Here is an 11,295-nt window from a genome sequence, read left to right as displayed (position 1 = left end):
CGGGGCAGGAGACGGCTTGCAAAGCGATAGTAACTAAGTTTCCGTGTGGCAACCGTAAGATGTTTTTTAATTGTTGTGTTGGATCAACGTGAGGAGACGGTCATGAAACATACCAACTTTAATAATTTGCCTTGCCCGATTGCGCGCAGCCTGGGCAAGGTGGGCGAATGGTGGAGCATCCTCATCCTGCGCGAAGCGTTTTATGGCAAGACGCGCTTCGACGAATTTGAAAAAAGCCTCAAGATCGCGCCCACCATTCTGACGCGCCGCCTGGCCGACCTGGTGGAAGGGGGCTTGATGACGCGCCGCCTGTATTGCGCCAAGCCGCCCCGCTACGACTATGTGCTGACCAAGTCCGGACGCGCCTTCAAGCCCGTCTTGCTGGCGTTTATCGCCTGGGGCAATGAAAACTTCGCGCCCGAAGGCGCCAGCCTCGTCATCGCCAGCCGCGACACGGGCCTGGCCGCCGACCCGGTGCTGGTCGACGCCACGACGGGCTTGCCCATCAATGATGAGTATTACGCGTTCGCGCCAGGGCCGGCCGCCAGCGACAGCATGCGCAGCATCATCCTCGATGCGGAAAAAAGCAGCGGCATCGCGCCCAAGCCGAAGGCGCCAGCCGCCAATCGCGGCTGGGTGGCGGAGGGGCATCTGGTCTGAGGCTGGGGGGCGGGCGCGCGCCAAGTTTGTCGCAAAGCAAGACGGACTGCACGGCATGGCGTTACTGTCGCACCATGCAACTCAAGTGCGGCGCAGACCCGGCTGTGCGGGCATGGCGCCATCCGTGATCCGATGTCCGTTAAAGGAGTACTGCGATGACCACATTGCCGCAACATCTACGCCGCGCCGCCAGCGTGCTGGCGCTGGCCGCCCTGCTGGGCGCCTGTTCCCATGGCCCGCATCACCCGGGCGGCCATGACGTCACCCTGACGGGCGCGCAGGAAGTGCCGGCCAATACCAGCATGGCCAGCGGCAGCAGCAATATCCGCGTCGGCCAAGACCGCAGCGTCAGCGGGGGCGTGCGCTACACGGGGATGGTGGCCACCGTCGCGCACATCCATGAAGCGCCCGCTGGCGCCAACGGCCCCGTCATCGTGCCGCTGGTGAAAACCGCCGAAGGCATGTTTGCCGTGCCGCCGAACACCATGCTGACGCCGCCCCAGTATGCGAGCTACCAGGCCGGCAACCTGTATGTCAACGTGCACAGCGCGGCCTACCCGGCCGGCGAGATCCGCGCCCAGCTCAAGCCATAGCCGGTCACCGGCGTTTTCTTCGAAACCTCCTTGGGCCGCGCGAGCGGCCTTTTTTTGCGCCAGGCGGCCGGCCAGTGCGGCGCGCTACAATGGCGCTGCATGCTGACCATCCTCGCCATCACCTGTCCCTTCTTCGCCCTGGTGCTGTGCGGCTATCTGGCCGTGCGGCGCACGCTGCTGCCGCTGGCCGCCATCGGCGGCTTGAACAGTTTTGTCCTGTACTTCGCGCTGCCGTGCATGCTGTACCGCTTCGGCGCCGCCACGCCCGTCGCGCAACTGCTCGACGCCAGCGTGTTCGGCGTCTATCTGCTGTGCGCCCTGATCATGGTGGGCGTCACTACGGCCATGACCCTGAGCCACCGCATCGACTGGAACAATGCCGCCTTCGGCGCGCTGGTGGCGGCATTCCCGAACACGGGTTTCATGGGCGTGCCCCTGCTATTGACCTTGCTCGGACCCCGTTCCTCGGGCCCCGTCATCGTCACCATCGTCGTCGACATGCTCGTTACCAGCTCGCTGTGCATCGCCCTGTCGCGCATCGGCAGCGGCGGCGCGCACGGCAGCCGCGCCGCCGTCGTCAACGCCATGAAGGGCATGGCGGGCAACCCGATGCCGTGGGCGATCGTGCTCGGTGCCCTGTCGTCGTGGCTGGAACTGGCCTTGCCCAAGCCTTTGACGCAGACGGTGGGCCTGCTGGCCGATGCCGCCTCTCCCGTTGCCCTGTTTACCATCGGCGCCGTGCTGGCCCGTTCGCAGATGAGCACGAGCGACCCGGCGCCGCTGGGAGAGTATGTGCCCGTGGCGCTGAAAAAACTGCTGCTGCATCCGCTGCTGGTGTGGGGCATCGGCCACGCGGCCATCGCGCTCGGCGCGCCGCTCGAGCCGTTCGCGCTGACGTGCATGGTGCTGGTGGCGTGCCTGCCCAGCGCCAGCAACGTCGCGCTGCTGTCCGAGCGCTTCGGGGCCAACACGGCGCGCATCGCCCGCATCATCCTGGTGTCGACGGCGCTGTCGTTCCTGACGTTTTCGGCGGCCGTCAGCTGGCTGGCTTGACGTTGGCGGCGATCAGCGCTCCCAGCGCTTGCGCCGCGCCGGCTTGGCGGTCGAGCGCCAGGCCGTGCGCCATGCTGGCCTGGTCGCCCATGCTGCGGTTCTGCCCCAGCTTCCATTTCCCTTCCAGGCGCGTGAGGGCGATCTCGATGCCGACGATGGCTTTCAGTTTTTTGTCGATATAGTCGGCCGGCGCATCGCCCACCTTCCACGGTGCGGCTTGATCCGCCTCATGGCGCGCCGTCAGCCGCTCCAGCAATCCCAGCAGCCATGCCGCATCATCGATGGCGCGCAGGGGGCCGTGCGCATGCACCACCGCGTAATTGAAGGTGGGCACTTCCTTGCCGCTGCGCTGCTTTTCCGCATACCAGGCGGGCGTAATGTAGGCGTGCGGCCCCTGGAAGATCACCATGCAGTCGTCATTTCCGCCTGCGGCGCGCCACAGCGGGTTGGCGCGCGCCACGTGGGCGCGCAGGATGCCGAACGGCGCCTCGGGCGTGGGCGCGGCGATCTCGAACGGCAGATGGTCGGCGCACAAGCCATCGGCGCCGTGGCGCACCAGCGCGCCCAGCGGGTGACTGTCAATCAGGCCATGCAGCACCTCGAGGCGCTCTTCGCGGAAGCTGGCGGGCATGTACATCAGGCGGCTCCTTCGACGACCACGTCGGCCGTCAGCGAATTGGCGATGTAGCAGCGTTCGTGCGCGTCGTGGTGCAGGGCGGCCAAGGCATCTGGCGTGGGCGGCGTTCCCGCGAAGGCGATGCGCGGACGCAGCACGATGCGCGTCATGGCCAGGCGGCCTTGTGCATTCTTGCCCAGTTCGCCGACGGCATCGTCGCGGTAATCGTCGATGACGTAGCCGCGCTGGGCTGCCAGCGACAGGAAGAACAGCATGTGGCAGCTCGACGTGGCGGCCACCAGCGCTTCTTCCGGATCGATATGTTCCGCCACCGACATGGGCAGCGGCACGGACAGGGGCGACGACGAGGCCGGTACCGAGAGGCCGCCGTCGAACTGCCATTCATGGCCGCGGCTGTAGCGCTGGCTGGCGAAATCCTGGCCGTCGCGCTGCCAGGCCACGGTGGCGAAAAACTGATGCATGCTTGCTCCGCAAAAGTAGAGGGATGCGCCATCTTAGCGCCAGTCTTGGCTATTTAAAACAGCCAATAAGTGCTATCTTTAAGCTACCAATTCAAGAGCCATACTATGCCAGCTTCCCACCTGCACCAGCTTATCGCCGCCTTGCCGCTGCAGCGCGGCGCCGGCGAACCGCTGTTCCGCCAGCTGTATGCGGCCATCAAGGCGGCCGTCCTCGATGGCCGCATGAGTCCCGGCATGCAGCTGCCGCCCACACGCGATTTTTGCCGCCTGCTGGCCGTGTCGCGCCAGACGGTGCTCAATGCGTATGCGCTGCTGACGGCCGAAGGCTACCTTGATGGCGCCGTGGGGCGCGGCACCTTTGTCAGCCGCGAGGTGCCGCTGCCTGTGCCGCCGGCAGCTAAGCCCGGCCTGCTGCGGCCCCTGTCGGCGCGCGGGCAGGGCGTGGTGGCGGCCATGCGCCAGGTGGCGTTCCACCGGGGTCCGTTGCGCGCCTTCCGCGTCGGCATGCCGCGCATCGACCATTTCCCGTTTGACGTGTGGAACCGCCTGGAAGCGCGGCGCTGGCGCCGGCCCGACCACCAGTTCGGCTACGGTGACCCGGCCGGCTACCTGCCGCTGCGCGAACTGCTGTGCGTGTACCTGAAAGCGTCGCGCGGCGTCCAGTGCACGCCGCAGCAGATCGTCATCACCTCCGGTTCGCAGCAGGCGCTGTTCATGCTGTCGACCATCCTGCTGGCGCCTGGCGACGCCGCCTGGATGGAGTCGCCCGGCTACCGGGGCGCCAGCGGCACGCTGCGCGCGGCTGGCGCGCGCGTCTTTCCCGTGCCTGTCGATGCGCAGGGGCTGGATGTGGCCTACGGCGTGGCGTACTGCCCGCAGGCGAAGCTGGCCTACGTGACACCGTCGCACCAGATGCCGCTGGGCATGAGCATGAGCTTGCCCCGCCGCCTGGCCTTGCTGGCCTGGGCCGCGCACAATAAAGCGTGGCTGGTGGAAGACGATTACGACAGCGAATACCGCTACTCGGGCGCGCCGCTGGCCTCGCTGCAAAGCCTGGACCGGGCCGGCTGCGTGGTCTACGTGGGCACCCTGTCGAAGGTGCTGTTTCCCGGCCTGCGCCTCGGTTACATGGTGGCGCCGCCCGCGCTGGCCGAGGCGCTGGTGCAGGCCAAGGCCGTGATGGACCGCCACACGGCCATCGTGCCGCAGATGGCGCTGGCCGACTTCATCGTCGAAGGCCACTTTGGCCGGCATATCCGCCGCACGCGCGACAGCAATGCCGAACGGCGCGATCTGCTGGTGCGCGGCTTGGCGCGCGAACTGGGCGATCAGCTCGCGTGCGGCCCGGCCGACAGCGGCCTGGAACTGTGCGCGTATTTCCGCGCCGGCCACGATGAAGAAACGGTTGCGCGCGCGGGCCTGGCGCGCGGCATCGAACTGCGTCCGCTGGGCCACTATGCCGATCCGGCGGCGGGGCCCGAGTGCGCCACGCCGCCCGGGCTGCTGCTGGGTTTTGCGGCGATTCCCCCGGCCGAGATGGCGCACGGCTTGCAGGAACTGGGACGCATCCTGCGCGGCCGATAAACTATACTGGCGGTTACCCGCACATCAAGAACCCGACCATGACCACCATCCGCTGCTCCTGGGCCAATCCGGCCAATCCCCGCTACCTTGCGTATCACGACACGGAATGGGGCGTGCCTTGCCACGACGAGCGCCGGCTGTTCGAGATGCTGAACCTGGAAGGCGCGCAGGCTGGCCTGAGCTGGGAAACCATCCTCAACAAACGCGACACCTACCGCGCCGCTTTTGACGACTGGGATGCGGAAAAGATCGCCGCGTATGGCCCGGACAAGGTGGCGCAGCTGCTGGCGGACCCCGGCATCGTGCGCAACCGCCTGAAGGTGGCGGCCGCCATCACGAATGCGCAAGCCTATTTGCGCCTGCGCGCGGAAGGCCAGATCCTGGACAGCTTTTTGTGGGCATATGTCGACGGCCAGCCCATCGTCAACAGCTGGCAGCCGGGCGCCTTTCCCGCCAAGACGGCCCTGTCCGACGCACTGTCGAAGGACTTGCTCAAGCGGGGCTTCAAGTTCGTCGGCTCGACCATCATCTACGCCTACATGCAGGGCATCGGCATGGTCAACGACCACGCGCCCGCCTGCTTTTGCCGCGCGGGGCGCTGATGCGCCGCGCCCTGGTCCTGCTCGACACGGATTTTGACGGCGCCCGCCTGCGCGCCGCCTGCGCCGCGCATGGCGGGCGCCGCCTGCATTACATCGCGCTGGCGCCGCGTCCCGTCGACGCCAGCCACCTGCCCGAGGAGTGGCGCGCACAGTGGCCGCCCTGCGTGCCGGGCCTGCACCGCATGGTGTCGCACGATGGCCTCGTCACGCTCGATGTGCTGATCGGCGAGCCCGATACCTGTCTGGCGCAATTGTCGGCGCGCGTCGATGAAGTGCACCTGGCCTGGGTGCCGGCGGCCACGCCGGTGCTGGCGCGCCTGATGGCCGATGGCGCGCGCCTGCAAGCCGTACACCTGGAAGAAGCGCAGCGCGCGGCGCTGCAACAGCATGGCTTTGTGTTTGACGAGAGCCGTTTGCGCGCCGTGTTTTGTGCGCGACGCGCAGAGTCCGTGAGCGCCGTGGCGCCCGAGCGGCGCGCCATCGTCATCGGCGCGGGCGTGGCCGGCGCGGCCGCCTGCGAACGGCTGGCCGCGCGCGGCTGGAAGGTGACCCTGGTCGAGCGCCACGCGCAGCCGGCCAGCGAAGCGTCGGGCAACCTGGCCGGCATCTTCATGCCACTGATGTCAAAGGACGACAATATCGCCACGCGCCTGGTGCGCGCCGCCTACCTGTACTCGCTGAACCGCTGGAAAGACCTGGGCGGCATCGGCGCCGCCATCGAGGGTGCGCAATGCGGCGTGCTGCATCTGGCGCGCGACGGCGCGCATGCGCAGGTGCAGCGGCAGATCGCCGCCAGCGGCCTGTATCCGCGCGCATTCGCCCGCTGGCTGGAAGCGCCCGAGGCGACCGCCATGCTGGGCGCGCCGGCGCCCGATGGCGCCTGGTGGTTCGAGCAGGGAGGCTGGGCGCGCCCAGCCTCCGTCTGCGCGGCCATGCTGGACGCCTGCGGCGCCTTGCTCACGCGGCGCTTTTCCAGCAGCGCCCTGCGCCTGGAACGTGGCGATGGCGAATGGCTGGTGCGCGAAGCGGACGGCGCCCTGATCGCGGCGGCACCCACCGTCATCCTGGCGGCGGGCACGGGCGCCGTGGATTTCGAACAGGCGGCCGGCTTGCCGCTCGACGCCGTGCGCGGCCAGGTCACGCATCTGGCCGAAGGCAGCTTGCCGTCGCTGCCGTTCGTCGTCTGCCGCGAAGCCTACATGACGCCGGCGCACCAGGGCGTCGTCTGCGTGGGCGCCAGCTACGACGCGGACGCGGACGCCAAGCTGCGCCCGTCTAGCCAGGAAGAAAATATCGCGAAGATCGCAGACATCCTGGACGTGGCCCCGTTCGAGGCGCCGCTGGCCGGGCGCACGGGCTTTCGCTGCATGGCAGCGGACCGCCTGCCGCTGGCGGGCGCCTTGCCCGACCCCGGCACACCGGGCCGCTGCGAGCGCCTGCGCGACGTGCCGCGCTGGCCTGGGCTGTTCGGCTTGCTCGGTTACGCCTCGCGCGGCCTGATCTGGGCGCCGCTGGCAGCCGAGCTGCTGGCTTGCCAGCTGGAGGGCGAGCCGCTGCCGCTGGAACGCCAGTTGGCCGAGGCGCTCGATCCTGCCCGCTTCCTGCTGCGAGAGCGCCGCCGCGCTGCCTGAGCCGCCAGCCCCTTGCCATTGTTGCGTCAAATCACGGACTTTGCGCGCGGCTGGCTGGCGTCCGCAGGCTGGCGGTATAATTTATCCTTGGCAATATTCAAGCTGCGGCCCCAAGGAGATATCCGGTGGAAGATCAACACAGCTCGCCCGAGCTATTCCTGTTCCTGGCGTCGACCGTGCACGACATGAAAAATTCGATCAGCGTCGTCAGCGGCACTTTGGAGTCGCTGCTGGCGGCCGAGCAGGCCAAGCCCTCACCGCAGGCCGACCCCGCCTACCTGCAGATGGCGCAGATGCTGTACCAGACCAAGCGCCTCAACGATAACCTGATCCAGCTGCTGGCCCTGTACAAGGAAGTGGGCAAGCCCGGCTACCCGTTCGACGTGCAGCCGCAACTGGTCAGCCAGGTGATCGACCAGGTGGTGGACCAGGAAAAGATTCTGCTGGCCTCGAAAGGCATCCATCTGCAGACGGCCTGCCCGCCGGAGCTGATCTGGATCCTCGACGAAGACCTGGTCATCGGCGTGCTCGCGCATGCCATCAACAATGCCATCCGCTACACGCGGGATACGATACGCCTGTCGGTGCGGGAGCACGACGATATGCTCGAGCTGCGCGTGGAAGACAATGGCGACGGCTATACGCAGGCCTTGCTCGACGCGGGCAGCGCGGCCATGGATGGCCTGGCCACCGGCGTGAATTTTTCCACCAACAGCACGGGCCTGGGCCTGTATTTTTCCAGCGAAGTGGCAAAGATGCACAAGCACCGGGGCAGCAGCGGCAGCATCGCCCTGGAAAATGGCGGCGCCCTGGGCGGCGGCTGTTTCATCCTGCGCCTGCCCTGAACGAGGATGCCATGACGACAGACAGCCACGCCACCGCCGCCGAAGCGGGCAGCACCGACTGGGCCGACAAACATTATCTGCTGGTCGACGACTTCATCGGCATCCGCATCCTGCTGCGCGAATCGCTGCGCAACCTGGGCGCGCGCCATATCGACCAGGCGGCCAGCGGCGGCGAAGCCATGAAGCTGCTGGCCAAGACGCGCTACGACGTGGTGCTGTGCGATTACAACCTGGGCGAAGGCAAGAATGGCCAGCAAGTGCTGGAAGAGACGCGCGTGCGCAACCTGACGGCGCCGTCGAGCGTGTGGCTGATGGTGTCGGCCGAGAAAAGCGTGGAATCGGTGATGGGCGCGGCCGAGCACCAGCCCGACGCCTATTTGATCAAACCGATCACGGAAGGCGTGCTGCTGACACGCTTGAACCGCGTGTGGCACAAGAAGCAGGTGTTCCGTGAAATCGACCAGGCCTGCATGGAAAAGGATTATCTGCGCGCGGCCAAGTTGTGCGATGCGCAGATCGAAGTCAACAAGCTGCACGAGCTGGAATTGCTGCGCATGAAGGCGTCGTTGCTGCTGAAAAGCGGCGAGCCGGAAAAGGCCCGCGCCGTGTACGAAAAAGTGCTGGCCGAGCGCGATTACAGCTGGGCCAGGGCAGGCCTGGGCAAGATCCGCATGAATAACGGCGAACACGAGGCGGCGCGCCAGATCTTCCAGGGCGTGATCGTCGAGAACAAGTACTACATCGACGCCTACGACCAGATGGCGGTCGCCTACCAGCTGATGGGCCAGCACGAGGAAGCGTGCGGCGTGCTGGAAAAGGCGGCGCGCCTGTCGCCCAATTCCGTGCCGCGCCAGCGCAATCTGGGGCTGGCGGCGCTAAAAATCGGCAATGTCAGCATGGCGGAAAAGGCTTTTCGCAAGTGTATTGCCATCGGCGAGTTTTCCGTCATGAAGACGCCGGACGCCTACCTGGGACTGGCGCGCGTGTGCGGCCTGAAGAAGGATGCCAAGGAGGCGCTGCAATGGCTGCTGCTGGCGCAGCGCGAATTCTCGCCTGAGCAGATCGGCTTGCGCGCGAAGATCACGGAAGGCATGGTGCACCACGAAACGGGCGATTACCGGCGCGCGCGCAAGTGCGGCGACGAACTCGAAGCCATGCTGGCAGAAGACCCGGCGCGGCCCGAGAAAAGCATCTGCATGGAGCTGGCGACCCTGCTGTTCGCCGTCGGCGTCAAGGATGCGCCGGCCGGCCTGCTGTGTTATGTGGTGAAGAACAACCACGACAACCAGGTGGTGCAGGACGAAGTACAGAAAATCTTCGACAAGGCGAAGATGGGCGACGAAGGCACGAGCCTGATCATCGCCTCGCGCAAGGAAGCGTCGGACTTGATGAACAAGGGCGTGCTGCTGTGGAAGACGGACAAGCTCAACGAAGCGGTCGCCTGGATGCGCGCGGCGCGTGAAAAACTGCCGAACAACTTGCGCATCCTGTTCAATTCCGCGCAGATCATCGTATCGTTCCTGGAGCAGCGCGGCTACCAGGCGGACTTGGCGGCCGAGGCGATGGACGTGTTGTTGTATGTAGACAAAATTGCCCCAGGCCAGCAGCGCTTTGCGCAATTGATGGAGCAACTGGTGCAATTGACGCCCCCGCCCGGGCCGGAAGAGGCTGTCGTAATACCGGAAAAAGCGCCGCCAGCGCCGGAAAAAGGGGGAAAAGCCGTGCGGGAGCGTGCCGGATGATAAACTAGGGGCCAGCGTGGGTTCGCCTGCGCTTGAGTTGCTCTACAACAATAAGGAAGAAACTATGCGTGATGTGGTCAATGAAGTATACAAAAAAATGAAAGTCGGCGCCGTTGCCTGGGTACGTCCGGTGGCCGCCAAGGGAGACACGCTGGAAACATTCCAGTCTTCGTACGAGCACGCCAAGGCGCTGGCCGACGAAGGCCTGATCACGATCGGTGACGTAAAACGCCAGGCCGACAATCAGATCGAGGCGATCCGCATTCATCGTATCGCCTGATCATATCGCCAGCTTGACGTGCTAGGCCTTGCCTGGCGCTTTCGACTTGGGTGCCGCGCGTTTTGCCGGCGCCTTGCGCAGCGGGGCCTTGGCCTTGGCTGCCGTACTTGCTTCTGCCGGCTTGGCGGACTTGCTGGCCGCTGGCTTGGCCGCCGCTCCAGCCGCTCCACCGCCAAAACTGGCCGCATCGGGCGACATGGCTGTCGACACGGCCTGCTTGAACTGATCTTGTAACAAATTCCACCAGGCACTTGGATTGGCCAGCTGGGCTGCCGCCTGGCTGCCGGCATCGTTGGGCGCCGCCGCAGCGGGTTCCGGCGCCGGTGCGGGCGCCGGTTTCGGTTCCGGCGCTGCGGGTGCCGCTTGCTGGAAAAACGCGGAAGCGTAGGGCACCGATTCAAACACGGATTTCTCGCTGGCGCCGGGCTGGGTGATGGCCGCAGCCAGGGACGCGCCCATCGATTTCAGGGTGGCGATGGTGCCGCGCTGCACTTCCAGTGCCTGGATACTGCCGCGCAGCATGCTGGTGTTGAGATTCAGCCAGGCTTCGACGGCTTTCAGGTCGTTGATTTTCTTGTCTAGCTCTTCCACCGACATGGTGGGCGCCGTGATGCCGGGCACGCCCATGCCGGGCACGCTCATGCTGCCCCACAGGTTTTTGACGAAGTCGAGGGTGTCGGTCACAACTGCTGCGCCCGGCATTTGGGGCATTTGCGGGTTTGCCATGCGAAATCTCCTGGTAGGTGGATGTGCCTAGCGTAGCAGATATCAGCGTGCAACTGACGCAGAGCCGCCAACATTTTCTTACATAAAACAGCGGGAGTTGAGCACGGGCAAGAAGCAGGAAGTAGGGGGAAGGCGTTACACTACGGCCTATGATGCCTGACTCCTTCTTTTCGCCACCGCGCCGCCGCACCGTCATTTTTGTCGCGGTCATCGGCGCACTGCATTACGTGGCGCTGGAATGGCTCACCTCGCATGCCAGCATGGTGCCGCTGGGGCAGGATCATGCGCAGGTGGTGAGCATGGCATTGATCGCCGAGCCGCCCAAACCGGTGCCGCTGGCGCCGCCTCCGCCGCCGAAGCTGCGGCCCTTGCCCGAGCCCCGCTTGCCGCCGCCACCGCCGCCGACGGAATTGCCGTCGAGCGAGTCGGCCCAGTTGACGGCGCCTGCCAGCGACGCGCCGGAAGGCCCGGTGACGCCCGC

At 66.1% G+C, this 11,295-nt stretch carries 12 protein-coding genes and 1 pseudogene; 10 read left to right on the top strand and 3 right to left on the bottom strand.

Annotation, left to right across the window (positions count from 1 at the left end; all coding sequences use genetic code 11):
• The first annotated feature begins 102 nt into the window (after positions 1-102).
• The 3 genes from CBW66_RS10940 (at position 103) to CBW66_RS10930 (ending at position 2,306) form a co-directional block, all read left to right on the top strand.
• On the top strand, positions 103-660 hold the full coding sequence (locus CBW66_RS10940) for a helix-turn-helix domain-containing protein (RefSeq protein WP_070312550.1): 558 nt from the start codon (positions 103-105) through the stop codon (positions 658-660).
• Between the two features lie 155 nt (positions 661-815).
• Entirely contained in the window at positions 816-1,253 is a 438-nt protein-coding gene (locus CBW66_RS10935; RefSeq protein WP_086140250.1) for a CHRD domain-containing protein, read from the top strand.
• A gap of 99 nt (positions 1,254-1,352) precedes the next feature.
• Positions 1,353-2,306 (top strand): AEC family transporter, encoded by a 954-nt coding sequence (locus CBW66_RS10930; protein ID WP_086140293.1) that lies wholly within the window; start codon positions 1,353-1,355, stop codon positions 2,304-2,306.
• On the opposite strand, the gene CBW66_RS10925 is transcribed toward CBW66_RS10930, so the two are convergent.
• The gene (locus CBW66_RS10925; protein WP_086140249.1) at positions 2,290-2,943 is read right to left on the bottom strand and encodes an FMN-binding negative transcriptional regulator; all 654 of its coding nucleotides are present in this window, start codon (positions 2,941-2,943) and stop codon (positions 2,290-2,292) included. The two genes, CBW66_RS10930 and CBW66_RS10925, sit on opposite strands and share 17 nt — an antisense overlap.
• The gene (locus CBW66_RS10920; protein ID WP_086140248.1) at positions 2,943-3,404 is read right to left on the bottom strand and encodes an OsmC family protein; all 462 of its coding nucleotides are present in this window, start codon (positions 3,402-3,404) and stop codon (positions 2,943-2,945) included. The genes CBW66_RS10925 and CBW66_RS10920 overlap by 1 nt, the downstream gene beginning before the upstream one ends.
• Before the next feature lie 105 nt (positions 3,405-3,509).
• Between CBW66_RS10920 and CBW66_RS10915 the strand changes: the two genes are divergently transcribed.
• The 6 genes from CBW66_RS10915 (at position 3,510) to CBW66_RS10890 (ending at position 10,088) form a co-directional block, all read left to right on the top strand.
• Positions 3,510-4,988, top strand: a complete 1,479-nt coding sequence (locus CBW66_RS10915; RefSeq protein ID WP_086140247.1) for a PLP-dependent aminotransferase family protein — start codon at positions 3,510-3,512, stop codon at positions 4,986-4,988.
• A 38-nt stretch (positions 4,989-5,026) separates the two neighbouring features.
• Positions 5,027-5,590, top strand: a complete 564-nt coding sequence (locus CBW66_RS10910; protein WP_086140246.1) for a DNA-3-methyladenine glycosylase I — start codon at positions 5,027-5,029, stop codon at positions 5,588-5,590.
• Complete coding sequence (mnmC, locus tag CBW66_RS10905) at positions 5,590-7,221, top strand: FAD-dependent 5-carboxymethylaminomethyl-2-thiouridine(34) oxidoreductase MnmC (RefSeq protein ID WP_086140292.1); 1,632 nt, start codon at positions 5,590-5,592, stop codon at positions 7,219-7,221. The genes CBW66_RS10910 and mnmC overlap by 1 nt, the downstream gene beginning before the upstream one ends.
• A 125-nt stretch (positions 7,222-7,346) precedes the next feature.
• Complete coding sequence (locus CBW66_RS10900; RefSeq protein WP_086140245.1) at positions 7,347-8,066, top strand: sensor histidine kinase KdpD; 720 nt, start codon at positions 7,347-7,349, stop codon at positions 8,064-8,066.
• An 11-nt stretch (positions 8,067-8,077) separates the two neighbouring features.
• Positions 8,078-9,808, top strand: coding sequence for a tetratricopeptide repeat-containing response regulator (locus CBW66_RS10895; protein ID WP_086140244.1), 1,731 nt, complete (start codon positions 8,078-8,080; stop codon positions 9,806-9,808).
• A complete protein-coding gene (locus CBW66_RS10890) occupies positions 9,798-10,088 on the top strand; it encodes a hypothetical protein (RefSeq protein ID WP_230514293.1) in 291 nt (96 codons plus the stop codon). The genes CBW66_RS10895 and CBW66_RS10890 overlap by 11 nt, the downstream gene beginning before the upstream one ends.
• A gap of 21 nt (positions 10,089-10,109) precedes the next feature.
• Here CBW66_RS10890 and CBW66_RS10885 read toward each other — a convergent pair whose 3' ends face one another.
• Positions 10,110-10,814: a PhaM family polyhydroxyalkanoate granule multifunctional regulatory protein gene (locus CBW66_RS10885; protein WP_086140243.1), complete on the bottom strand. Its 705-nt coding sequence runs from the start codon at positions 10,812-10,814 to the stop codon at positions 10,110-10,112.
• A gap of 149 nt (positions 10,815-10,963) precedes the next feature.
• On the opposite strand from CBW66_RS10885, the pseudogene CBW66_RS10880 reads away from it, so the two are divergent.
• Positions 10,964-11,295 (top strand): annotated as a pseudogene (locus CBW66_RS10880) (hypothetical protein); the annotation flags it as partial.

The organism is Janthinobacterium sp. GW456P, assembly GCF_002127655.1.
In the GTDB taxonomy this organism is placed as follows: domain Bacteria; phylum Pseudomonadota; class Gammaproteobacteria; order Burkholderiales; family Burkholderiaceae_D; genus Janthinobacterium.
The sequence above is the reverse complement of the archived record's forward strand: the minus strand, read 5'-3'. Positions and strand labels throughout refer to the sequence as shown.